Below are 21,893 nucleotides of genomic sequence, written 5' to 3' on the forward strand. Positions count from 1 at the left end.
GGCTGGAACTGGCACGACGCTGCAGTTGCCAGGCCAGCGCCAACAGCGGCAGCGCCGCTCCCGCCAGGCCAAGCAGCAAGCTGGTCAAGTCCATAGCCATAGCGATTCCTGCGGTAAAAAGAAGAAATGAAGGTTAACCAAGCCACCGGATGTTGGACAGCTCAGTCTTCGATCTGGCCCAACTCCCGTTGCGCACGGCGGTCGCCGGCACGGGCCGCCTGCCGCAGCAGGTCCTGACCAATGCGACGGTCGCGGGCATTGCCGCACTCACGGCACATCAATTGGCCCAGGCGACTTTGCGCGGCCACTACACCTTCCCGGGCCGGCTGCTTGAGCAGGCGACCGGCAAAATGCTTGATGTTGGGGTTGTGGCCCAGGCGCGGATTGTCCAGCAGCCAGAGGGCAACACGCAGGGAGAACCGCTTGGGTTCGGTAACACTGGCAGGGGTAGAGGTAACAGAGGGTGATACTGAGCGAAACTTCATAAAGCACTGTGGGGCAGATCGGAAGGCGCGCCACTCTACTCCTTTTTTCGCCCGGGTAAAGTCCAGAAGAGCCAGCACGCCCGTGCTAGAGCAAGCGCTTGGGACAATCCACAGAAGCTGTGGATAACTCAGTGGACAACCCCTCCACAACCCTCCCAAAGCCGCGTGAGACGGGCCCTGCAGTCAAACTGACGATTTTTTCACCAGTAAAAAAAAGCGATGTTTATCATTGACTTAAATTCTCAAGACAGGCTAAGGGGCAGGCCTCGGGGAAGGTGACACCGGGGTGACATGCTGCACAACAAGTGTGCACAACCTTGCGCAGATTAGCGCCGGTAACGCCGTGTTTTCGTACACGCCACAATGTCGAAGGTTACACACAGGACATTGGAGCGTTTCTCTTCGCCGCGAATAAATTTCCTAGCACACTTGCATTATCTCGTTCAACTCAATAGAATCCTCGCCGTTAGTACCAAGCTGAAAGTCAATTCTGGTCGAACAAGTCCCACCGACAGCGTCTCCAAGCGAGCACAACGTCGAACACCAAGGACCGACCACCTCGCTGGTTTCCAGGTAAGACTCGTACAGATACCGCCCTTGAAACGAATTCAAAGGCAGTGATCGGGTTATTTACTCTGACCGAACCAACCTGCAAATTGATCAGGATCTCCACCCTGGGCCCAGAACCTTTGCCCCTGCTGTGTTGCCTGCCCTCCTAAGTACCTACCTGCCAGCCCTAGCGCAACTTAATTAAAGCGCTGCAACTGGCTGCTTTGTTCCAGTCGGGTTCTTCGTTTGACCAATAGTGGTCGACGTTACTGGAACGTTTTAACGTTGCACGGTTCTTAACCGTGTCATTTGTAGGAACACCTAATAATTATGTCTACTCAAATCCAGACTCAGGATGCCATTCGCACCCTAACCCACGCTTTTGCACCTTTGAACTGCCTGATCATGGCCACTCGCAAAGGCTGCTTCAGCTTCACCCTGGTCAACGAACATGGAATCGCCCGTCACAGCGAGCGCCTGTATCCCGACCAGTACTCCAGCGCCGAACCACTGCAAGCAGTGATCGAGCGTACGCGCCAGGCCCTTGTTGCCTGAGACGCCAAGCCGCTGAAAACCCTGAAAAGCCTCGCCTGATCGCGGGGCTTTTTATTGCCCGTGATTTACCTGTTTGCCCGACAGAACAAAGTCCCAATCGATATAACGCTTATAACTAGAGGACGGAAATATTTTAAAAACAGTCCTTTACAGCACAGATATGACACTAAACTTCAACTCAAGCGGCCCGAACCGCTTCCGGCAAACCTGATCCTTTTTGCTGCCAAGCTCCCGTCAGGTTTCGCCGGCCATCACACTGTTCGAGGGGTTTATGGGTATCGCCGCCAGCGAGTTGTGCCGCTATGTGATACGCCCGACGTTGATGTACCTGGGCAGCCATAGCAAAACCGCTGAAGCCTTGTTGCTGGGCATTGCCGCCAGCCAATCGGCACTGGGTTCGGCCCTGCACGACCGTCGCGGCCACGGCCTGTACCGCATTACCGAACTGCGCCACCAGGCGCTCTGGGACCAGTACCTGGCCCTGGATCCGGAACGCGCCAGCCTGGTGCGCGGGCTGGCCAGCCAGCATGCATTCCTCAGCGGGCCGCACTTGGAGCTGACCGTCAATCTGCGCTACGCCACGGCCATCGCCTGGCTACTGGTAGAAGAACAACACACCCCGCTCCCTGCCGCCGACGATCTGCTCGGCATGGCCCGCATCTGGAGGAAGACCTTCCAACCACAAGGACGTCTAAGAGATTTCGCCTGCGCCTGGCAAACCTGTATCGCACCGTTAAACCAGGTCGCCTGCTGACAACGACTTTTACAAAATCGGAGAAAGAAGCCGATTTTGGTCGGATTGTCCTACAAAATGCACCTAAATCAACTGTTGCAGCCTATAGCGCCGAGACTGAAATGTTGGTAATTTTCGCCTCGGTGATCACCAGGAGTTCTAATAATGAAAAAAGTAATGCTCAAATCCACCATCAGTCTCGCGGTTGCACTTGCCTCTACCCAACTCTTTGCCAGCGGTTTTGCTCTTAACGAACAAAGCATCAGCGGCATGGGTACCGGCTTCGCGGGTCGTTCTTCTTCTGCCGAAGATGCCAGCACTGTTTACGGTAACCCTGCCGGCATGTCCCTGCTGAAACGCGACCAAGTGACTGTCGGGGTAGCAGCAATCGACGCCAAGACCAACCTGAAAAACGTCAAGGGTGGCCCTCCCGGCGGCACCAGCGATGGCGACATGGTTCCATTCACCAGCGTTCCTATGGGTTTCTTCGTCAAACAACTGGGCAACGGCTGGGCATTGGGTCTGGGCGCCTACGCCCCTTTCGGCCTGGTTACCAACTATGAGTCCACCTCTGCCAGCCGTTATTACGGCGACAAGAGCGTAGTCAAGGTCATTACCCTGCAACCCACCGTCAGCTATGCCTTCAACGACATGGTATCGATCGGTTTTGGCCCGACCATCAACCGCCTGAGCGGTGAACTGACTTCCGCGACCCCGTTTCCAAACCCTGCACTCTTCGGCCGCAATGACGGCAGCGTGAAGATCAAGGGTGACGACACAGCCATCGGCTACAACGTCGGCATCATCGTCCAGCCTACCGAAACCACTCGCCTGGGCCTGACCTACCACTCGAAGGTCAAGTACAAGCTGGACGGCCACACCGACATCGCCGGCCCGGGCTTCGGTCCGTTCAACGGCGGCCGCTACGATGCCTCGCTGGACATCACCACCCCGGAAGTCGTCGACTTCTCGGTCACCCAGAAACTGGATGACCAGTGGACCGTCTACGCAGGTAGCACCTGGACTCGCTGGAGCCGCCTGAAAGACATCACCGTGAACAACCAAGGCGTTCCAGCCCTGCTCGGTGGCTCTGCCGGTCCGATCGGCACCATTTCCGAGCCACAGAACTGGCACGATACCTGGGCCTCGGCGATTGGTGTTTCCTACAAGGTCAACAAAGAGTGGGTTCTGCGCAGCGGCCTCTCGGTTGACCAGGCACCAACCAACAACACCGATCGTTCCGTACGTATTCCTACCGGTGACCGTAAGGCCATCAGCTTCGGTGCCGGCTACAGCCCGACTGATGACCTGACCCTGGACCTGGCGGTTTCCTACCTCAAGGAAGAAGACGTCAACGTCAACAGAACTGGCAAGGGCAACGCTTACAGCGCCACCTACCAGAACAGCGCGTGGGGCTACGGCCTGGGCGCTACCTACAAGTTCTAACGAACGGTAGATCGCCTAGCTTCAAGCCCATAAAAAACCCGCACTTGCGGGTTTTTTATGGGCAATGGGTGCTGGCTCAAGGCTTCGACGCCAACGCCTTCTCCACCGCTTCGATGAATTCCGGGTTATCCGGCTTGGTCAGGCTGGAAAAGCTGGCAACCACATTGCCTTGGCGATCCACCACGTACTTGTAGAAATTCCACTTCGGCGCGCTGCTCTGCTGCGCCAGCACCTTGAACAGATGCACGGCATCCGCCCCACGCACCTTCTGCGGCTCGGTCATGGTGAAGGTCACACCGTAATTGACGTAGCAGACCTTGGCGGTTTCCGCGCCATCCCTGGACTCTTGCTTAAAGTCATTGGAGGGCACGCCCAACACTTCCAGCCCTTGCTCGCGGTAATGCTGGTAGAGCGCCTCAAGGCCTTTGAACTGCGGCGCGAAGCCGCAGAAACTGGCGGTGTTGACCACCACCAGCGGCTTGCCGGCAAAGCGCTGGCACAGTTCGATGGACTCCTTGGCGTGCAGCTTGGTCAAGGAACCCTGCAACAGCGCCGGGCAATCTGCCGCCCATGCCGGGCCGGCCAGGGTTGCGAGTAAAGCTGAAACAGCAAACCAGCGCATAGCCATGTCCAGAATCCTTGTCGAAATGTCGGGTTACGACGTTACTCGCCCCCTCGACCGGCTAGCAAGCGCCCATGCCCAACTGCATCAGCGCCAGCCCACCTCGATGCCAGCCCCACCACGCCAGCAGCAACAGCAGAACGCCAATGAGCAGGCCAACACCGGACCACAAAAAACGCTTCATGCCGCACTGGCCTGCAAACGCGCGACTGGACGCTCACGCACCGGCCAGTTGAGGGCCGCAGCCAGCAGACTGAGGAGAATAGCCACCTGCCAGATCAAGTCGTAACTCCCGGTACGGTCATACACCACGCCCCCCAGCCAGCCGCCAAGGAAAGACCCCAGTTGGTGGAACAGGAAAACAATACCACCCAGCATCGACAGGTTGCGCACGCCAAACAGGGTCGCCACCGTGCCGTTGGTCAAGGGCACGGTAGACAGCCAGAGAAAGCCCATGGCCATGCCAAACAGATAGGCGCTGGTCTGAGTCACCGGCAGCCACAGGAACAGCCCGATCACCACCGCCCGCAGCAGATACAGGGCCGTGAGCAGACGCGGTTTGGACATCCGCCCACCCAACCAGCCGGCGGTATAGGTGCCGAAGATATTGAACAGGCCAATCAGTGCCAGCACCGTCGTGCCGACGGTTGCTGGCAGATGCTGATCCACCAGGTACGCCGGCAGGTGTACGCCAATGAACACCACCTGGAAGCCGCAGACAAAAAAGCCGAATGCCAGCAGCCAGAATCCCGAATGGGAACAGGCTTCCCGCAGGGCCTCCGTGAGGCTCTGCTCATGCCCCAGCACCGGCAACGGCTTGTCCTTGAGCATGCTCACCAACGGCACGATCAAAGCCACCAGCAAGCCCAGCACCAGCAACGCCGTCGACCAGCCCAGCCAGCCGATCAGGCCCAGGGTCCCGGGAAGCATGGCGAACTGGCCAAAAGAGCCGGCCGCGCTGGCGATCCCCATGCCCATGCTGCGCTTCTCCGCTGGCAGAGCCCGGCCGACAACACCGAGGATTACCGAGAAAGAAGTGCCCGACAAACCGATGCCGATCAGCAAGCCGGCGCTCAGGGACAACGTCAAGGCCGAGTCCGAGAGCCCCATGAACACCAGCCCGATTGCGTACAGCACGCCACCGATCAACACCACCTTGGCGGCGCCAAAGCGATCGGCCAAGGCCCCGGTAAAAGGCTGGGCCAGCCCCCAGATCAGGTTCTGCAGGGCAATGGCGAAGGCGAACACCTCGCGTCCCCAACCAAACTGCGCACTCATGGGCGGCAGGAACAGACCGAAACCGTGCCGAACACCCAGCGACAGCGCCAGGATCAATGCGCTGCCGAGAAGGACCCAGCCGCTGGTGCGCCACATCGATGACATTTTTATTCTCCAGTTGCGGGTATATACCCGCTTGTAGTCGAACGAAGCACCGTCAGGCGAGCTCGTTCAGCAAGGCCAACAAGGTTTCACGCTTCTCTACACCCAGGCGATCAATCAAGCGCTGCTGGGCTGCTTCCCAGGCGGGCAAGGCCGCAACCAGCCGCTCATGCCCGGCCTCGGTCAACAGCACCAACCGGTTACGCTGATCGTCGCCTTCCTGCAGGCGTACCAGCCCCGCAGCCTCGAGGACCCGCACATTGCGCCCCAGCGTACTGCGATCCAGGCCCATGGCTTCCGCCAGGCTGGAAATGCTCGGCTGATCGAGACGCAACAGATTGTTCAGCAAGGAATACTGGGCAACGTTGATGCCGAAGCCGTCGAGGGCGCCGTCGTAGTACCTGCTGACGCCGCGAGCGGCACGCCGCAGGTTGGTGCACAAACACTGAGAGGGAAGCATGGTGCGTGTATATACCCGCGATTATTCCAAGGCAAGATTTTTCCGAACAATCGTCACGACGATGCTCCGCTCAAAACAGCACCAGCCCAAGCAATACGACAGTTTCCAGCAACTCTAGCAGCGCCCCGGCTGTATCTCCGGTGGTGCCGCCCAGGCGCCGCATCATCACTTGCCGCAGCCAGAAGAACAGCACGGTGGCCAGCAGCACCGCCCATAGGCCGCTGTAACCGCCCAGCAGCAAACAGGCCAGCACGCTCAAGCCCAGCACTTGCCGCCCCGTCACACGCGGCAGATGATCGGCCAGCGCCTGCCCCAGCCCGCCGGCGCGTACATAAGGTGTGCAGAGAAACAACCCGAGCAGTGCCGCACGCCCGATCAGCGGCGCCAGCAGCAAAGCAAAGCCCCGTTGCTGTTCAATCAGCGCCACCAGCGCGCTGAACTTGAGCACCAGCACCAGCACCAGGGTCACCACCGCAATCGCTCCGCTACGGGGGTCCTTCATGATGCTCAGGGTCCGTTCACGGTCGCCAAAACCGCCCAGCCAGGCATCAGCGCTGTCCGCCAGACCATCCAGGTGCAAGCCGCCGCTGAGCAAGACCCAGGCAGTCAGCAGCAGTGCCGCGTGCACCAGCAAGGGCACGCCAGCGAGCAAGGCATTCAGCCCCCACAGCAATACGCCGAACAGCAAGCCCACCAGCGGATAGAACAGCAAGGAGCGGCCCAGCTCTTCAGGCCGGGGCATGCCCGGAAGGCGGATCGGCAGGCTGCTGAGAAACTGCAGGGCAATCCAGAACGGCAACATTTCAGCCTTCCTCGCTCATCTGGCCTTCAGCGGCGACTTTCAGCCTGAACAGCGCGCCATGGCCCACTTCGACATTCAACAGCTGCTCTCGCGGCAGCCCACGCGCCCGGGCCAGCAGCAGGCGCATCACGCCGCCATGACTGACCAGCAGCACGCGCTGCCCGGCACAGGTCCGGTACACGCGCTCGATCGCCCCCAGCACACGCCGGGAAAACTGCTCCACCGGCTCACCGCCAGGCGGTGTGAAACCATAGGGGTCGGCCCAGAAACGTCCCAGATCGTCAGCGTCGGATTCCATCAGCGCCGCAGCGCTCTGCCCTTCCCAGGCGCCAAAGTGCAGCTCTTGCAGATCAGGCTCAAGGCTCAGCGGCAACTGCAATTGCCCCGCCAGCTCCTCGGCAAAACGCGCGCAGCGCTGCAACGGCGAGCTCAGTACCCGATCCCAGGGCCCACGCCCCTGCACCGCATCACGCATCTGCTGCCAGCCCTTTGCGGTCAGCGCATCGTCCAGGCTGCCGCGCAAGCCGCCGCCCAGTTCGGTTTCGCCATGACGCAAGAGCTCCAGGCGCAAGGTCATGCCGGGCGATCCGCCACGGCGGCCTCGGCAAACGTCGCCATCTGCCCGTGCAGGTCACAGGCCAGCCGCAGCAACGGCACGGCCAACGCGGCGCCACTGCCTTCGCCCAGGCGCAGACCGAGGTCCAGCAAGGGTTCCGCGTGCAGCGTCTGCAGTACATGCCGATGCCCGGGTTCGGCGCCCTGGTGGGCAAACAGCAACCAGGGCGCGCAGGCCGGATTCAGGCGCACCGCGACCAGGGCCGCGACGCTGCAGATGAAGCCGTCCACCAGCACCGCGATGCCTTCCTGGGCACAGGCCAAGTAAGCCCCCACCAGCGCCGCCACTTCAAAGCCGCCCAGATTGAACAGGGTTTGCAGGGCGTCGCCACGAGAAGCGCCATGCAGGACCAGGGCACGCTCGATGACCTGCGCCTTGTGATTGACCCCGTCGGCATTCAGGCCTGTGCCCGGCCCGGCCAGTTGCGCCGCCGCAATACCCAGCAAGGCACAGGCAATGGCGCTGGCCGCTGTGGTATTACCGATACCCATCTCACCGCCGATGAACAACTGGGCGCCGTCGGCCTGGGCGCGCAACGCACTGTCACGACCGGCTTGCAGGGCCTGTTCGCCCTGGGCGCGGGTCATGGCCGCCCCCTTGACAAAGTTCTGCGTGCCGGCCCCCAGGTTCAGGTGGCGCACTCCCGGCAGGTTCAAGCCTGGCGTCACCGTGCCCAGGTCCACCACTTCCAGCTGCGCCTGCAGTTGCCGGGCCAGCACACTGATGGCCGCGCCACCACTAACGAAGTTCAGCAGCATCTGCCCGGTGACTTCCTGCGGGTAGGCGGAAACCCCCTCGGCCACCACCCCGTGATCGCCGGCGAAGATCGTGACCCACAGCCGTTCGATACCCGGCTTGAGCCGACCTTGCAGGCCCGCCAGACGCACCGCCAGCGGCTCCAGCCGGCCGAGAGAGCCGGCCGGCTTGGTCAGTTGCTGCTGCCGTGCCAGCGCTTGCTCCACCATCGATGCATCGATTGCCTTGCACGGGTTCAGCCACCAGGAGTTACTCATAACGCAGTTCCTTTCAAAGTCAGGGGCAGGCCAGCGACCGTCAGCACCACGCGCAGACAACGCTCGGCCAGGGCTTGATGCAGCCAACCGGCTTCATCCACATAGCGGCGAGTCAATTCGCCCAGCGGCACGACACCCATTCCGGTTTCGTTGCTGACAAAAATGATTTCCCCCGGCAGCGTCGCCACACACTGCAACAAGGCATCGCGCTCAGCGGCCAGGCGCTCGGCGTCCTCGAGCATCAGCAGGTTGGTCAGCCACAGGGTCAGGCAGTCCACCAGCAGGCAGCGCCCCTCGCCGGCGGCCTGTTGCAGCACCCGAGCCAATTCCACTGGCTCTTCGATCAACCCCCAGTGCGCCGGACGACGCTCGCGATGATGGGCAATGCGTTGGTTCATCTCGCCGTCCAGAGGCTGGCTGGTGGCGATATAGGTCACCGCCAGGGCGCTGTCGCCGGCGAGCTTTTCAGCCAGTCGGCTCTTGCCGGAACGCGCACCGCCGAGGATCAGTTGCAACATGCTTGAGCACCTTTGATAGGAAATGCGGCTTGGGCCGCCGCGCTAGAGACCACAGAGCCGGCGCAGCGCAGCGGTGTCCAGATGATTCTCCACCAGGTCCGCCAGACGCTCGATATCGCGCTCGCGCAAGGCGTGGTAATCCACCTCCTGCACCGCCTCAAGACCGGCCCAGCGCAACAGCGCGCTGCAGGCCGCCGGGGTTTCGAACAGACCATGCAGGTAGGTGCCGAGAATCTGCCCGTCAGCGCTCAAGGCACCGTCGCGGCGACCATCGTCCAACTGCACGGCGGCCTGCTCCAGGGCCGGCCCACGAGTGACCCCGGCGTGAATTTCATAGCCACTGACCGCTGCATTCTCCAAGGTCAGGCGGCCACTGACGTTGCGCAGCTGCTTCTCCTCTTCAAGCACGGTTTCAAAGGCCAGCAGGCCCAGGCCTGGGCTGGAACCGGCTGCGCCCTCGAGCCCCAGCGGGTCATGCAACTGCTCGCCGAGCATCTGCAGGCCGCCGCAAATGCCCAGCACCTTGCCGCCGTAGCGCAGGTGCCGGGCAAGGGCTTGCTCCCAGCCGTTGCCGCGCAGGTAGGCCAGGTCGCCGCGCACGCTTTTCGAACCGGGGAGAATGATCAGGTCGGCGGCAGGAATCGCCTGCCCGGGCCCGATGAATTGCAAGTCGACCTGGGGATGCAAGCGCAGCGGGTCGAAATCCGTGTGGTTGCTGATGCGCGGCAGCACCGGCACCACCACCTTCAGCAACTGTTCGACCTTGCCGGCCTGGCGCTGGTCGATGCCATCCTCGGCTTCCAGGTGCAGGTCCATGACGTAGGGCAGCACACCGATCACCGGCTTGCCAGTACGGGCTTCCAGCCAGTCCAGGCCCGGTTGCAGCAACGCCAGGTCGCCACGGAAACGGTTGATGATGAAACCCTTGACCCGCGCCTGTTCGCTGGGCGACAGCAACTCCAGGGTGCCCACCAGATGGGCGAAGACGCCACCGCGGTTGATGTCGGCAATCAGCAGCACCGGGCAATCCACCGCCTCGGCAAACCCCATGTTGGCAATATCGCCGGCCCGCAGATTGATCTCCGCCGGCGAGCCGGCGCCTTCCACCATGACCACCTGGTAAGCGCCTTTCAGGCGCTCATGAGAGGCCAGCACCGCCTGCATGGCGATGGCCTTGTAGTCGTGATAGGCCACGGCGTTCATGCTGGTCACGGCGCGGCCGTGGATGATCACCTGGGAACCGGTGTCGCTGTTAGGCTTGAGCAGCACCGGGTTCATGTCGGTGTGGGGCGCCAGGTTGGCCGCCTGGGCCTGGACCGCCTGGGCCCGGCCGATTTCGCCGCCATCCGCGGTCACCGCACTGTTGAGGGCCATGTTCTGCGGCTTGAACGGCACCACGCTGACCCCCTGGCGCAGCAGCCAGCGGCACAGGGCCGTCACCAGGGTGCTCTTGCCGGCATCCGAGGTGGTGCCTTGGACCATCAGGGTGCTCATGGATATTCCTTGCGATAGGCCAGCAGCGCCTGCTCCAGCCGAGCCCAGTCGGCCTCCTCGGCGGGCAGGCCGAAGCGCAGGCTGCTGTTATGGGTGAACAGCCGCAGGAGGATGCCGCGGCGGGCCATGAAGTGATAAAGCGACTCGGCCTCGGCACTGATCAACCATTGAAACAGCGCACAGCCCCCCTGAGGCTTGAGGCCATGGCGCTGCAGGACGTCGACCAGGCGTTCGCTCGCCGCCTCGCTGCGTGCCCGCTGCCGGGCATGCCCCTGGGTATCGCGCAAGCAGGCCTGCCCCAGGACCCGGGTCGGGCCGCTGACGGCCCAGGGCCCGACCTGCTCCGCCAGCAGCTTGAGCAGGCGCCGCTCGGCCAGGACAAAGCCCAGGCGTACCCCGGCCAGGCCGAAGAACTTGCCGAACGAACGCAACACAATCAGCCCCACTTGATGGGCATGGCGGGCCAGGCTCAACTGCGGGGTGTTGTCCATGAAGGCTTCGTCCACCACCAGCCAGCCGCCACGCTGAGCCAGACGCGCGTGCCAGTCCAGCAGGCGCTCCGGGGTCAGGCTCAGGCCGGTAGGGTTGTTCGGGTTGACCACCACCAGCACATCGAGGCTGTCGAGAAAGAAATCCACCTCCTGCTCCAGCACCTCGCGCACCCGATAGCCGCTGCGGCGCCAGGCTTCGGCATGTTCGGCATAACAGGGGGACAGCACGCCGACCTTGCCCGCCCGGCGCAAACGCGGCAGCAACTGGATCGCCGCCTGGGAGCCGGCCACCGGCAATACCTCGCTGGCGCCGTAGTAATCGCGGGCCGCCTGTTCCAGCCCATCATCGGTTTCCGGCAGGCGTGCCCAGGCACGCAACGGAATCTCAGGCAGGGGAAACGGCCAAGGGGCAAGCCCACTGGACAGGTCCAGCCAGGACTCTTCGGCAATCCCGTATTGCTCGGCCGCCTTGCGCAGCCGTCCGCCGTGCTCAAGCATAGAATTCAGCCCCCAGGCAAAGAATCAGCAGCCACAGCCAGACGCCCCGCTGCACCAGCTGCCAGCCACGATCAATGGAACCGGCACTGGCCGGTTCGCCCTCACCCAGCGACGGACGCTGGTGCAATTGGCCGTGATAAATCGCCGCGCCGCCCAGTTCCACGCCCAGGGCACCCGCCCCGGCCGCCATCACCGGGCCGGCATTCGGGCTATCCCAGGTCGGGCCCTGGCGATGCCAGCATTTCAACGCCAGCCGGGTCTTGCCGAGCAAGGCGTAAGTCAGGGCCACCAGGCGCGCAGGAAGGTAGTTGAGCAGGTCGTCGATCTTCGCGGCCGCCCAGCCGAAGCGCTCGAAGCGCTCGTTACGGTAACCCCACATAGCATCCAGAGTGTTGCTCAGACGATAGAGCACCACCCCCGGCGCGCCGGCCACGGCAAACCAGAACAGCGCGGCAAACACGGCGTCGCTGCCGTTCTCCAGCACGGACTCGGTAGCCGCCCGGGCCACTTCGGTGGCATCCAGTTCGCTGGTCTGGCGGCTGACCAGAAACCCCACCCGGCGCCGCGCCTCATCCAGATCATCACTGCGCAGCGCCTGGGCCACGGGCTCGACGTGTTCGCCGAGGCTGCGCAAGCCCAGGGCGCCATACAGCGCCAGGACGTCCACCAGCCAGCCCACGTAGGGCAACCAGGAAAGAGCGGTGGCCAGCAGAGTCAAGGGCAGCACCGCCAGTACCCAGGCGGTAACGCCGTGGCTGCGCCAGCCACGGCCGGCGGAGTTGAAACGTTGCTCGATACGATCGGCCACGCGGCCGAACGCCACCAGCGGATGCCAGCGCTTGGGCTCGCCCAGCAGCGCATCCAGCGCAACCCCGGCGACACTCAGCAACGCCACACTCATTGACTCACTCCCCAGTAATTCTCATACAACAACTCACTCAATGGCCGCGGTTGCGCCCAGCCTTGCAGCGCCAGCATCGGCGCCGGGTAGAACTCGGTGACCGGCCCCAGGCACAACACCGCCAGGGGTTTGGCACCGGTCGGCAGCCCCAGCAGGTCGGCCAGGGCCTGGGGCTCGAACAGCGAGACCCAGCCCATTCCCAGGCCTTCGCTGCGTGCCGCCAGCCACAGGTTCTGGATGGCGCAGGACAACGACGCCAGATCCATTTCCGGCAAAGTCCGGCGCCCGAAGATGTGCCGCTCGCGGCCATCCATCAGGGCGGCCACCAGCACCTCGGCACAATCGTTGATGCCTTCGACCTTGAGTTTCATGAACGCCTCGGAGCGCTCCCCCAAGGCTTCAGCGGTGCGTACCCGCTCCTCTTCCACCAACTGCTGGATTTTCCCCCGCAACGGGCGGTCGCTGATGCGGATGAAGCGCCAGGGCTGCATCAGCCCGACGCTGGGCGCCTGATGCGCGGCTTCCAGCAAGCGCCGCAGCAATGCCGGCTCGACGCTGCCACCGGCGAAATGGCGCATGTCGCGACGCTCGGCGATGGCTCGGTAAACCCCTTCGCGCTGCGCCGCAGAAAACCCTTGCTCACTCACCCCTCACACCCTCTGCTGGAACCGCCTGGCCAATGCCTGCGGCCGCCATGCCCGGTGCCAACAACGCGGCCACCGCCGCTGGGTTGGACGGGAAGTAGAAGTGCACATAGGAGGCCGTCATCCGCCCATCGCGATACACCGCTTCCGCACCGCGTCCACCGTTGGGGCTGACCCCACGGGCGATGGGCAGCAGCTCGGTGCTGGTCAGGGAATGGTGATAGGTGTGGCCGCGCAAGCTGCCTTCCGGCAGTTCCACGGCCTGCAAGGCCAGGGCCGCCAGACGTTTCTGCATCACCGCGGTGCCGGGCAGCAAGCCCAGCAGTTCGGCGCACTGGCCTTCGACATCGGTCAGCGCGTCCAACAGGTAGAGCATGCCGCCGCACTCGGCGAGCAGCGGCTTGCCGGCCGCATGATGGGCACGGATGGCCTGCAGCATGGCGCTGTTCTGCGCCAGCGCCTGATGGTGCAATTCGGGATAGCCGCCGGGCAGGTACACGCTGTCCGCCGGGGGCAGCTGGCTATCGTGGATCGGCGAGAAAAAGCTCAACTGCGCGCCCATGGCCCGCAACAGGTCCAGGTTGGCGCCATAGGTGAAGGCAAACGCCTCGTCACGTGCCACGGCAATGCACACGCCATCCAGCAGCGGCTCGCAAGCCACCGGTGTTGGCGCGGCGAAACTCACCGCAGGCGGCAGTTCCACCTGGCAACTGCTGGCCAGCGCCTCGGCGGCGGCATCCAGGCGCAGGTCCAGATCATTCAGCTCGCGGGCCTGAACCAGCCCCAGGTGGCGACTGGGCAGCTCAATATCGGTCTCGCGAGACAAGGCGCCATACCAGCGCAGGCCTTCGGTGAGGCTGCCCTCCAGCAGCTGGGCATGGCGCAAGGTGCCGACCCGGTTCGCCAGCACACCGGCAAACGGCAGGTCCGGCTGGTAGCGCGCCAGGCCCAGGGCCAAGGCGCCAAAAGTCTGGGCCATGGCAGTGCCATCGATGACGCCCAGCACCGGAACGCCGAAATGCCGGGCCAGATCAGCACTGGAAGGGGTGCCATCGAACAACCCCATGACCCCTTCGATCAGAATCAGGTCGGCCTCGCCCGCCGCTTCCCACAACAGGCGCCGGCTTTCCTGCTCGCCGACCATCCACATGTCCAGCTGGTACACCGCAGCACCGCTGGCACGTTCAAGGATCATCGGGTCGAGAAAGTCCGGGCCACATTTGAACACCCGAACCTTGCGCCCCTGATTGCGGTGCAGGCGAGCCAGGGCCGCCGTCACGGTGGTCTTGCCCTGGCCGGAAGCCGGTGCGGCGATCAACACCGCCGGGCAATGACGAACATCAGTCATGAATTCACGCTCACAGCTCGACACCTTTCTGCGCCTTGATACCGGCCTGGAAGGCGTGCTTGAGCATGCCCATTTCGGTAACGGTATCCGCCAGATCGATCAGCTCCGGCTTGGCACCGCGGCCGGTCACCACCACGTGCTGCATGGGTGGGCGGGCCTGCAGGTCGCTGAGCACCTGATCCAGGTCCAGGTAGCCGTGCTTGAGCGCGATGTTCAGCTCGTCGAGCACCACCAGCCCCATATCCGGGTCGCTCAGCAGCTCCCTGGAGACCGCCCACGCCGCTTCGGCAGCAGCGATATCGCGCTGGCGGTCCTGGGTTTCCCAGGTAAAGCCCTCGCCCATCACATGAAACCGCACCTGCTCCGGGAAACGCCGGAAAAACAACTCCTCACCGGTGCTGTTACGCCCCTTGATGAACTGCACCACGCCGCAACGCATGCCGTGGCCCATGGCTCGCGCCAGCATGCCGAAGGCGGAACTGCTCTTGCCTTTGCCATTGCCGGTCAGTACCAGCAGCAGGCCGCATTCATTGGGCGAGTTGGCAATGCGCTCATCGATCACGGCTTTTTTGCGCAACATGCGCGCCAGATGGCGCTCGTCACGATCGGGGGATTCACTCATGGGGCAGCTCTCCGTTGGGGCTGGGAAACGGGGGGCAAGAAAAGGAATAGACGGCGCAAGCCTGGCATCGCCCACCGTGATGCCGTTGGATGGATCAGGCCGGTCTCCGGGCTCATGAGCGGCATGGCTGCCGGACCGCGCGCCTTCCCATGTCGTTGACACAGTGGCATCAGGCGCAGTCTTGACTCATCTACCGTTGCGGGGGCAGCGCCGGAATTGTCGCCTGTTCCATCACTGGAAAAGGCCCTGACCGGCTTCCCTGTTTCACTCTGTCGACCACCGGCCACAGAGCACCTGAAACAAGTCGCGAAGGTTAGAGGGTTGGGGGTGGAGCGTCAATTAAAGCCGGCCGTGGCACACCGCACAAAATTGCACTGCATCAATAAGCTGACGCCAATCTTGTGCCACACTCAGAGCAGTGATATCAAACTGCCACTTTGCACGCCCAAGGTCGCACCACACAACAACAAGGAGTGAGCTCAATGCAAGGCATGATCATCAACAACCCGAAGCTGGAGTTCCTGCGCCCGATGCTGGAACGCTGGTTCGACTGCATCGACCGCTACAACGCAGTGCGCGGCGATAACGAAACGCCCTACTGGTTCGACGAACAGGCCAACCTGGGCCTGCTCTCCGCGGCCGCCTGGGCGGCGGAGATGGTCAGCCTGGAGCACAGCCCCAGCAGAAAACAGCAGGAAGAAGGCGCTCGCAACGCCCGTACCGACCTGTACCTGGCCACCCGGGAAGAACGCGCCTACATCCAGGCCACCCAACGCTGGCCGCGGGTCAACAGCCTGAACCTGACCCAGGCCCTGCTGGACATCAGCCATGACGCGAAGAAGATCAGCTACTCCAGCGATCTGAGGCTCGGCTGCCTGTTCGTCGCCCCGCAGAAAGCCCAGCACAGCGCCACCCCGGAAGAGCTCCAGGACATGCTCGACGAACTGCAGAAGGAACTCTGCTGCGCAGTGGCCTGGTACTTCCCCTACGCCTATCGCAAGCTGCACAACGAAGCCGGCAACTACCATCCGGGCATCGCCGTACTCTTCAAGGAAGCCCGCTGACCGGGTGGAACCATCGGCTGACTATGCTTCTCTATGACGACGTCTGTGCACTCATAGGGAAATACGCATGCTCAAGCTTCAACACAGCCTCCTGCTCGCCATCGCCGCCAGCCTCGCCGCCTGCGGCGAAACCTCCAGCCTGCAGGTTTCCGAGGGCACCGGGCCCAACCCCAGGCTGCCGGAACCTAACCCAACGCTGATCCCCACGGTCAACATCGCCCCGGCCATCGGCTGGCCACCCGGCACAAAACCGCTGGCCGCCGCCGGCACCCAGGTCAACGCCTTCGCCGAGAACCTCGACCACCCGCGCTGGCTCTACGTACTGCCCAATGGCGACGTGCTGGTGGCGGAAACCAACGCCCCGCCCAAGCCGGATGACAGCCGGGGCATTCGCGGCTGGATTGCCGGCAAGATCATGGGCCGCGCCGGTGCGGCGGTCCCCAGCGCCAACCGCATCACCCTGCTGCGCGACCAGGATCACGACGGCGTGGCGGAGACCCGCACGGTGTTTCTGGAAAACCTCAACTCTCCCTTCGGCATGACCCTGGTGGGCAATGACCTGTATGTAGCCGACACCGACAAGCTGCTGCGCCTCCCTTACCAGAACGGCGATACCCACATCAGCGCGGCGGCCACCAAGGTGGTCGACCTGCCCGGCGGCACACTCAACCATCACTGGACCAAGAACGTCATCGCCAGCAAGGACGGCAGCAAGCTCTACGTCACCGTGGGCTCCAACAGCAACGTCGGTGAAAACGGCCTGGACCAGGAGCAAGGCCGGGCCGCGATCTGGGAAGTGGATCGCCAGAGCGGCCAGCATCGATTGTTCGCCACCGGCCTGCGCAACCCCAACGGCCTGGCCTGGGAGCCGGTCAGCGGGGCGCTCTGGACGGCAGTGAACGAGCGGGATGAAATCGGCAGCGACCTGGTGCCGGACTACATCACCTCGGTCAAGGATGGCGCCTTCTATGGCTGGCCCTTCAGCTATTACGGACAACACGTGGATGTACGGGTCAAGCCGCAGAACCCCGAGCAGGTGGCCAAAGCCATCGCCCCGGACTATGCCGTCGGCCCGCACACGGCTTCACTGGGGTTGACCTTCGCCGAGGGCAGCAAACTCCCCGCGCCCTTCACCGAAGGCGCCTTCATTGGCCAGCACGGCTCCTGGAACCGCAAGCCCCACAGTGGCTACAAGGTGATTTTCGTGCCATTCAGCGCCGGCAAACCCAAGGGCACACCGATCGATGTGCTCAGCGGCTTTCTCAACGCCGACGAGAAAGCCCTGGGCCGCCCGGTCGGGGTGGTGATCGACCAGCAAGGCGGGTTACTGGTGGCCGACGATGTCGGCAACAAGATCTGGCGGGTATCCGCCGCCAAGGCCCCTTGACCAAGGCCGCTTAAGCTCAACGCTTGCGGCACAGCGTCAAGCCATCCCCCAATGGCAGAAGTGACAGGTCGATACGCGAGTCATCCTTCAAGGCACGATTGAGCGCCTGGATGGCTCGGGTATCTTCGCTAAGGGCATCGGCCTCCAGCACACGCCCGCTCCACAGGGTGTTATCGAACACCAGCAACCCACCGACTCGCAGCAGACCTAGCGCAGCCTCCAGGTAAGCCGGGTAATTGGCCTTGTCGGCATCGATGAAGATCAGGTCGAAACAGCCGAGCCGCCCCGCTCGCTCCAGGTTGGCGAGGGTATCCAGGGCCGGAGCCAGACGCAGATCGATACGCTGCTCAAGCCCTGCCTCTTGCCAATAGCGCAAGGCGGTAGCGTTGTAGTCACCGGGAATGTCGCAACAGATCAACGATCCATCTTCGGGCAGCGCCTGGGCCATGCACAGCGCGCTGTAGCCAGTAAACGTCCCGACCTCCAGCACCTGACGGGCACCGATCAACTTCACCAGCAGCGCGAGAAACTGGCCCTGTTCGGGCGCGACCTGCCAGCGAGCCGTGGGCAATGCCTGGGTTTCATCCCGCAGGCGGCGCAGCAGCGGCGTTTCACGCAGGGAAACGTCCAGCAGGTAGTGGTAAAGGGCATCGTCGAGGTTCAGCGTCCGAGCGGTCACAGGCACCTCGACCAGATAAGACTAGGGGTTATGCGCCAGGTGTTCTGGCTGCAGGACGCGCTTGGCGCTCAGGTAGGCTTTCTGCCAATAGGCCTTGGACAGGCTGTCGAGCTTCACCGTGCCGCCCGTGGCCGGCGCATGCACGAAGCGCCCCTCGCCGACATAGATCCCGGCATGGCTGACCTGGGAGCCGCCATTGGTGGCAAAGAAGATCAGGTCGCCGGTCTGCAGGGCGTTCTTACCCACGTCAGGTGCCTGCATGCCGATCATTTCCCGGGTCGAACGCGGCAGGGAAATACCGGCCGCATCACGGTAGACGTAGCCGATCAGGCCGCTGCAGTCGAAACCGGAATCCGGAGTGTTGCCGCCCCAGCGGTAAGGCGTGCCCACCAGCCCCAGGGCGCGGAACAGCACGTCTTCGGCAACCGGAGAGAAGGCTTGGGAGGCGTTGAATACAGGAGCACGTACCACAGGCGCAGGTGGCGGGGTACGGCTGGCGCAGGCGCTGAGCAGCGCTGCGAGGACAATTAGAGCGAGACGGGCTGAGGTCGACATAAGCTGGACAATCCTGATCGGGATGCGGCTTTCTCTGCCGTGGCACTGAAAACAAAACCGCGTAAGCAGGGCTTACGCGGTTAGTTTCAACAATAGATCAGGATTCTAGCGTCTACACGCCAAACTTCAAGTAAGACTTTAAGTTCGCCTTACAAATAGTCCGCTTATTTGCGTGCAGTGACCACCGTCGGTGCCATGGCGAGTGCACGCTTGGCTTCGATGAAGGTCTTGCTCCAGTAGCTGTCGCCCAGGCTGTCGACCCGCACACCGCCACTGCGACGGCTGCTGGAGTGGATGAACTGGTCATCCCCCAGGTAGATACCCGCGTGGCTGACGCGCCCACGGCCATTGGTGCTGAAGAACAGCAAATCACCCGGCTTGAGGTTGTTGCGCGCGACCAGAGGAGCCTTAACGTTGATCATTTCGCGAGTGGAACGCGGCAGGTTCATGCCCGCCTCTTCACGAAACAGGTAACCAATGAAACCGCTGCAATCGAAGCCGGCTTCCGAGGTACCACCGAAACGGTAGCGGGTACCGATCAGCGACATACCGCGCTCGAGGATGCTGTCAGCCAGAACTGGCAACTGGTAAGGCTTGCTGTCAGAGAACTCTGCCAGTTCCTTTTCAGTTGCCAGCTCTTCCTGATAAACAGCGGAAGATTGGTTTTTTGCGGAGACTTGAGCCTGTTGCACGGACTGCTGCTGCGACACCGGAGTGTGGGAAGCGCAACCAAATAACAGGGTAACGAGTGCGAGAGGCACGAGGGGTGCGAAGCGATTTAGCATGGGCACGACCGTGGCTTGAAATAAATGACGACGCGACTATGCCTTCTATCGCCCTCATTTGCAAATTCAATCGATCAGAATGTGACTTATGAGTTTCTTGCGTACATCTAAGGCTTTAAGCCCATTTAAAGTCCGCCCGCCTTTGGAAACCCTTCCAAAGGTGCGTTTTCTGGCGCCTGGAATATGCCGAAGGCCGCCTTGAAAACTCCTGGAGCCCTTGTTTTTACCAGCCCAGGGTTTCTTTCAGAAAGGGAATGGTCAGCTTGCGCTGGGCCTGCAGCGAGGCCTGGTCAAGACGCTCCAGAAGCTCGAACAAGGCACTCATGCTGCGGGTACCGCGGGTCAGAATAAAATGCCCGACCTCATCGGTCAGATGCAGCCCGCGACGGGAAGCTCGCAACTGCAAGGCTCGCAATTTGTCTTCATCGGAGAGTGGGCGCATCTGGAAGATCAGCGCCAGGGTCAGGCGGGATTTCAAGTCCGCCAGTTTTACCGGCAGCTCCCGAGGCGAAGTCGAGGCAGCAATCAGCAAGCGCCGGCCACTGTCACGCAAGCGGTTGAACAGATGGAACAGCGCCTCTTCCCAGTCCGCCTTGCCGGCGACGGCCTGCAGGTCATCCAGACACACCAGCTCGTACTGCTCCAGGTTGTCGAGAATCTCGATACCACGATCCAGAAGCTCTGCCAGCGGCAGGTACACCGCAGGCTCCCCCAACTGCTCGAAACGCAGGCACGCCGCCTGCAGCAAGTGCGTGCGGCCCACGCCATCCTTGCCCCAGAGATAGATCAGGCTTTCGGTCCAGCCGGCGTCGGCTTCGCATAGGCGCTCGACGTAGCCGAGTGCTGCGGCATTGGCGCCTGGGTAGTAGTTGATGAAGGTGGCGTCATCACGCAGACGCACACCTAGGGGCAGCTGAATCGGTTTCATGCTGACTGAACAGTTCCAAACGAACCGTTAGTGGCCTCTGTGTAAAGTTTGCAAAGTTTATACCCGTGACGCCGAGCGCACAATGCAGCAGACCACAAGCAAAATCAAAGGTTTGCGTCTGTCGAAAGCAATCAAAGGGGGTTCTTTGACAGCCCCTGTGACAGCCAGTGGACCGCCACCGACCGCCACTTGGGCTCACTCAGCCCTTTACAGCTCGGGGTCTTCGGCGCCGCTGTAGAGATCGGAGTCCTTGTACAGATCATGCACGTGGCGCACCAGCACCATGATCACCGCCGCCACCGGCAGGGCCAGCAGCACCCCGGTAAAGCCGAACAGTTCGCCGCCGGCGAGAATCGCAAAGATCACCGCCACCGGGTGCAGGCCGATGCGGTCCCCCACCAGCAACGGCGTCAGCACCATGCCTTCCAGGGCCTGCCCGACCATGAACACCGCGACAATGCCGATCATCGGGTACAAGTCGCCACCAAACTGAAACAGCCCGGCAACCAGCGCCGCACCAATACCGATGACAAACCCCATGTACGGCACAATCGCCGCCAACCCGGCAATCAACCCGATCAACAGGCCCAGCTCAAGCCCCACCAACATCAGGCCCGCCGCGTAGATCACCCCAAGAGCCAGCATCACCAGCAACTGCCCGCGGACAAACGCCCCCAGCACCTCATGACACTCTCCAGCCAGGGACAGCACCTGTTCTTCGCGACTGCGCGGCAGCAGGCTGCGGATCTTGGCCATCATCAAGTCCCAATCGCGCAGCAGATAGAAACTGACCACCGGGATCAGCACCAGGTTGGCCAGCCAGCCGATCAGCGCCAGCCCCGAGGCCGTGGCCTGGCTCAGCACCACACCGACAATATCGGTGGTCTGCCCCATATGCTCGCTGATGGCGGCCTTGACCTTGTCGAACTTCCAGAAGCCGTCCGCCAGGCCCAGTTTCGACTGCACCCAGGGCATGGCGCTGTGCTGGACCCAATCGAGCATCTGCGGCGCCAACTCATAGAGCCGCACCAGTTGCTTGGCCAGCATGGGCACCAGCACCAGCAACAGGGTCATGACGATCAAGGTGAACAGCGCGAATACCGCTACCACTCCCCAGGTACGCGATAGCCCCCAATGCTCCAGGCGGTCCACCAGCGGATCGAACAGATAGGCCAGCAACAGCGCTACCAGAAACGGACTGAGGATCGGGTGCAACAGGTAAACGAACCCACAAGCCAGGAGCGCTACACCCAACCAGACCCAGCGACGCGTATCGGCCATATACCACTCCTGCTTCTATATAGAAGAAAACAACCTG

25 protein-coding genes and 1 riboswitch are annotated in these 21,893 nt (G+C 62.5%); of the genes, 5 read left to right on the forward strand and 20 right to left on the reverse strand.

The genetic code is table 11. The features are described from left to right. Positions 1-161: 161 nt before the first annotated feature. The gene (locus LXM55_RS09655; RefSeq protein ID WP_233320179.1) at positions 162-485 is read right to left on the reverse strand and encodes a sel1 repeat family protein; all 324 of its coding nucleotides are present in this window, start codon (positions 483-485) and stop codon (positions 162-164) included. Between the two features lie 879 nt (positions 486-1,364). Between LXM55_RS09655 and LXM55_RS09660 the strand changes: the two genes are divergently transcribed. The 3 genes from LXM55_RS09660 (at position 1,365) to LXM55_RS09670 (ending at position 3,768) form a co-directional block, all read left to right on the forward strand. Then, positions 1,365-1,589, forward strand: coding sequence for a hypothetical protein (locus tag LXM55_RS09660; protein WP_025127035.1), 225 nt, complete (start codon positions 1,365-1,367; stop codon positions 1,587-1,589). Between the two features lie 271 nt (positions 1,590-1,860). Further along, complete coding sequence (locus tag LXM55_RS09665) at positions 1,861-2,343, forward strand: hypothetical protein (RefSeq protein WP_047288436.1); 483 nt, start codon at positions 1,861-1,863, stop codon at positions 2,341-2,343. A 144-nt stretch (positions 2,344-2,487) separates the two neighbouring features. Then, positions 2,488-3,768, forward strand: a complete 1,281-nt coding sequence (locus LXM55_RS09670) for an OmpP1/FadL family transporter (RefSeq protein ID WP_233320180.1) — start codon at positions 2,488-2,490, stop codon at positions 3,766-3,768. A 76-nt stretch (positions 3,769-3,844) separates the two neighbouring features. On the opposite strand, the gene LXM55_RS09675 is transcribed toward LXM55_RS09670, so the two are convergent. The 14 genes from LXM55_RS09675 to cobO form a co-directional block, all read right to left on the reverse strand. After that, the gene (locus LXM55_RS09675) at positions 3,845-4,396 is read right to left on the reverse strand and encodes a glutathione peroxidase (protein ID WP_233320181.1); all 552 of its coding nucleotides are present in this window, start codon (positions 4,394-4,396) and stop codon (positions 3,845-3,847) included. Between the two features lie 55 nt (positions 4,397-4,451). Further along, a complete protein-coding gene (locus tag LXM55_RS32425) occupies positions 4,452-4,574 on the reverse strand; it encodes a hypothetical protein (RefSeq protein WP_267924200.1) in 123 nt (40 codons plus the stop codon). Then, positions 4,571-5,773, reverse strand: a complete 1,203-nt coding sequence (locus LXM55_RS09680; RefSeq protein WP_442799749.1) for an MFS transporter — start codon at positions 5,771-5,773, stop codon at positions 4,571-4,573. The genes LXM55_RS32425 and LXM55_RS09680 overlap by 4 nt, the downstream gene beginning before the upstream one ends. Before the next feature lie 52 nt (positions 5,774-5,825). Beyond that, complete coding sequence (locus LXM55_RS09685) at positions 5,826-6,230, reverse strand: MarR family winged helix-turn-helix transcriptional regulator (protein ID WP_073857857.1); 405 nt, start codon at positions 6,228-6,230, stop codon at positions 5,826-5,828. 70 nt (positions 6,231-6,300) lie between these two features. Further along, complete coding sequence (locus LXM55_RS09690; protein WP_233320182.1) at positions 6,301-7,032, reverse strand: adenosylcobinamide-GDP ribazoletransferase; 732 nt, start codon at positions 7,030-7,032, stop codon at positions 6,301-6,303. Position 7,033: 1 nt separating this feature from the next. Then, complete coding sequence (gene cobC, locus LXM55_RS09695; protein WP_233320183.1) at positions 7,034-7,609, reverse strand: alpha-ribazole phosphatase family protein; 576 nt, start codon at positions 7,607-7,609, stop codon at positions 7,034-7,036. Beyond that, a complete protein-coding gene (gene cobT, locus LXM55_RS09700) occupies positions 7,606-8,661 on the reverse strand; it encodes a nicotinate-nucleotide--dimethylbenzimidazole phosphoribosyltransferase (protein ID WP_233320184.1) in 1,056 nt (351 codons plus the stop codon). Before cobT ends, cobC begins: the two co-directional genes overlap by 4 nt. Further along, positions 8,658-9,179 carry a bifunctional adenosylcobinamide kinase/adenosylcobinamide-phosphate guanylyltransferase gene (gene cobU, locus LXM55_RS09705; RefSeq protein ID WP_233320185.1) on the reverse strand — a complete coding sequence of 174 codons (522 nt, stop codon included), beginning with the start codon at positions 9,177-9,179 and terminating at the stop codon, positions 8,658-8,660. The genes cobT and cobU overlap by 4 nt, the downstream gene beginning before the upstream one ends. 42 nt (positions 9,180-9,221) lie before the next feature. Further along, complete coding sequence (locus LXM55_RS09710) at positions 9,222-10,673, reverse strand: cobyric acid synthase (protein WP_233320186.1); 1,452 nt, start codon at positions 10,671-10,673, stop codon at positions 9,222-9,224. After that, positions 10,670-11,662: a threonine-phosphate decarboxylase CobD gene (gene cobD / locus LXM55_RS09715; protein ID WP_233320187.1), complete on the reverse strand. Its 993-nt coding sequence runs from the start codon at positions 11,660-11,662 to the stop codon at positions 10,670-10,672. Before cobD ends, LXM55_RS09710 begins: the two co-directional genes overlap by 4 nt. Further along, entirely contained in the window at positions 11,655-12,563 is a 909-nt protein-coding gene (cbiB, locus tag LXM55_RS09720; RefSeq protein ID WP_233320188.1) for an adenosylcobinamide-phosphate synthase CbiB, read from the reverse strand. The genes cobD and cbiB overlap by 8 nt, the downstream gene beginning before the upstream one ends. Further along, positions 12,560-13,210 carry a 5,6-dimethylbenzimidazole synthase gene (gene bluB / locus LXM55_RS09725; RefSeq protein WP_233320189.1) on the reverse strand — a complete coding sequence of 217 codons (651 nt, stop codon included), beginning with the start codon at positions 13,208-13,210 and terminating at the stop codon, positions 12,560-12,562. Before bluB ends, cbiB begins: the two co-directional genes overlap by 4 nt. After that, a complete protein-coding gene (locus LXM55_RS09730; RefSeq protein ID WP_233320190.1) occupies positions 13,203-14,555 on the reverse strand; it encodes a cobyrinate a,c-diamide synthase in 1,353 nt (450 codons plus the stop codon). Before LXM55_RS09730 ends, bluB begins: the two co-directional genes overlap by 8 nt. A 10-nt stretch (positions 14,556-14,565) precedes the next feature. Beyond that, the gene (cobO, locus tag LXM55_RS09735; protein WP_233320191.1) at positions 14,566-15,177 is read right to left on the reverse strand and encodes a cob(I)yrinic acid a,c-diamide adenosyltransferase; all 612 of its coding nucleotides are present in this window, start codon (positions 15,175-15,177) and stop codon (positions 14,566-14,568) included. An 80-nt stretch (positions 15,178-15,257) separates the two neighbouring features. Continuing rightward, positions 15,258-15,490: riboswitch (cobalamin riboswitch) on the reverse strand. A gap of 169 nt (positions 15,491-15,659) precedes the next feature. On the opposite strand from cobO, the gene LXM55_RS09740 reads away from it, so the two are divergent. Then, positions 15,660-16,241 carry a hypothetical protein gene (locus LXM55_RS09740; RefSeq protein WP_233320192.1) on the forward strand — a complete coding sequence of 194 codons (582 nt, stop codon included), beginning with the start codon at positions 15,660-15,662 and terminating at the stop codon, positions 16,239-16,241. A 67-nt stretch (positions 16,242-16,308) separates the two neighbouring features. Next, positions 16,309-17,628, forward strand: a complete 1,320-nt coding sequence (locus LXM55_RS09745) for a PQQ-dependent sugar dehydrogenase (RefSeq protein WP_233320193.1) — start codon at positions 16,309-16,311, stop codon at positions 17,626-17,628. A 16-nt stretch (positions 17,629-17,644) separates the two neighbouring features. Here the strand turns inward: LXM55_RS09745 and LXM55_RS09750 are convergent, their stop codons facing one another. From LXM55_RS09750 to LXM55_RS09770, 5 genes are all read right to left on the reverse strand, one after another. Then, complete coding sequence (locus LXM55_RS09750) at positions 17,645-18,307, reverse strand: class I SAM-dependent methyltransferase (RefSeq protein ID WP_233320194.1); 663 nt, start codon at positions 18,305-18,307, stop codon at positions 17,645-17,647. 21 nt (positions 18,308-18,328) lie between these two features. Continuing rightward, the gene (locus LXM55_RS09755; RefSeq protein ID WP_233320195.1) at positions 18,329-18,862 is read right to left on the reverse strand and encodes a C40 family peptidase; all 534 of its coding nucleotides are present in this window, start codon (positions 18,860-18,862) and stop codon (positions 18,329-18,331) included. Positions 18,863-19,026: 164 nt separating this feature from the next. Continuing rightward, entirely contained in the window at positions 19,027-19,647 is a 621-nt protein-coding gene (locus tag LXM55_RS09760) for a C40 family peptidase (RefSeq protein ID WP_233320196.1), read from the reverse strand. A 223-nt stretch (positions 19,648-19,870) separates the two neighbouring features. Further along, positions 19,871-20,575, reverse strand: a complete 705-nt coding sequence (gene hda, locus LXM55_RS09765) for a DnaA regulatory inactivator Hda (protein WP_007898944.1) — start codon at positions 20,573-20,575, stop codon at positions 19,871-19,873. Between the two features lie 207 nt (positions 20,576-20,782). Next, entirely contained in the window at positions 20,783-21,856 is a 1,074-nt protein-coding gene (locus LXM55_RS09770) for an AI-2E family transporter (RefSeq protein WP_233320197.1), read from the reverse strand. Positions 21,857-21,893: the final 37 nt, after the last annotated feature.

The organism is Pseudomonas sp. Au-Pse12 (assembly GCF_021341665.1).
GTDB lineage: Bacteria > Pseudomonadota > Gammaproteobacteria > Pseudomonadales > Pseudomonadaceae > Aquipseudomonas.

Excerpts from the sequence above, each read along its gene's own strand:
- cobT (WP_233320184.1), bottom strand. The coding sequence starts at position 8,661 with ATGAGTAACTCCTGGTGGCTGAACCCGTGCAAGGCAATCGATGCATCG.
- LXM55_RS09685 (WP_073857857.1), bottom strand. The coding sequence starts at position 6,230 with ATGCTTCCCTCTCAGTGTTTGTGCACCAACCTGCGGCGTGCCGCTCGC.
- LXM55_RS09670 (WP_233320180.1), top strand. The coding sequence starts at position 2,488 with ATGAAAAAAGTAATGCTCAAATCCACCATCAGTCTCGCGGTTGCACTT.
- cobU (WP_233320185.1), bottom strand. The coding sequence starts at position 9,179 with ATGTTGCAACTGATCCTCGGCGGTGCGCGTTCCGGCAAGAGCCGACTG.
- cobO (WP_233320191.1), bottom strand. The coding sequence starts at position 15,177 with ATGAGTGAATCCCCCGATCGTGACGAGCGCCATCTGGCGCGCATGTTG.
- LXM55_RS09755 (WP_233320195.1), bottom strand. The coding sequence starts at position 18,862 with ATGTCGACCTCAGCCCGTCTCGCTCTAATTGTCCTCGCAGCGCTGCTC.
- LXM55_RS09690 (WP_233320182.1), bottom strand. The coding sequence starts at position 7,032 with ATGTTGCCGTTCTGGATTGCCCTGCAGTTTCTCAGCAGCCTGCCGATC.
- LXM55_RS09745 (WP_233320193.1), top strand. The coding sequence starts at position 16,309 with ATGCTCAAGCTTCAACACAGCCTCCTGCTCGCCATCGCCGCCAGCCTC.
- cobC (WP_233320183.1), bottom strand. The coding sequence starts at position 7,609 with ATGACCTTGCGCCTGGAGCTCTTGCGTCATGGCGAAACCGAACTGGGC.
- LXM55_RS09740 (WP_233320192.1), top strand. The coding sequence starts at position 15,660 with ATGCAAGGCATGATCATCAACAACCCGAAGCTGGAGTTCCTGCGCCCG.
- cobD (WP_233320187.1), bottom strand. The coding sequence starts at position 11,662 with ATGCTTGAGCACGGCGGACGGCTGCGCAAGGCGGCCGAGCAATACGGG.
- hda (WP_007898944.1), bottom strand. The coding sequence starts at position 20,575 with ATGAAACCGATTCAGCTGCCCCTAGGTGTGCGTCTGCGTGATGACGCC.
- cbiB (WP_233320188.1), bottom strand. The coding sequence starts at position 12,563 with ATGAGTGTGGCGTTGCTGAGTGTCGCCGGGGTTGCGCTGGATGCGCTG.
- LXM55_RS09710 (WP_233320186.1), bottom strand. The coding sequence starts at position 10,673 with ATGAGCACCCTGATGGTCCAAGGCACCACCTCGGATGCCGGCAAGAGC.
- LXM55_RS32425 (WP_267924200.1), bottom strand. The coding sequence starts at position 4,574 with ATGAAGCGTTTTTTGTGGTCCGGTGTTGGCCTGCTCATTGGCGTTCTG.
- LXM55_RS09655 (WP_233320179.1), bottom strand. The coding sequence starts at position 485 with ATGAAGTTTCGCTCAGTATCACCCTCTGTTACCTCTACCCCTGCCAGT.
- LXM55_RS09770 (WP_233320197.1), bottom strand. The coding sequence starts at position 21,856 with ATGGCCGATACGCGTCGCTGGGTCTGGTTGGGTGTAGCGCTCCTGGCT.
- LXM55_RS09680 (WP_442799749.1), bottom strand. The coding sequence starts at position 5,773 with ATGTCATCGATGTGGCGCACCAGCGGCTGGGTCCTTCTCGGCAGCGCA.
- LXM55_RS09665 (WP_047288436.1), top strand. The coding sequence starts at position 1,861 with ATGGGTATCGCCGCCAGCGAGTTGTGCCGCTATGTGATACGCCCGACG.
- LXM55_RS09730 (WP_233320190.1), bottom strand. The coding sequence starts at position 14,555 with ATGACTGATGTTCGTCATTGCCCGGCGGTGTTGATCGCCGCACCGGCT.
- LXM55_RS09760 (WP_233320196.1), bottom strand. The coding sequence starts at position 19,647 with ATGCTAAATCGCTTCGCACCCCTCGTGCCTCTCGCACTCGTTACCCTG.
- LXM55_RS09675 (WP_233320181.1), bottom strand. The coding sequence starts at position 4,396 with ATGGCTATGCGCTGGTTTGCTGTTTCAGCTTTACTCGCAACCCTGGCC.
- LXM55_RS09660 (WP_025127035.1), top strand. The coding sequence starts at position 1,365 with ATGTCTACTCAAATCCAGACTCAGGATGCCATTCGCACCCTAACCCAC.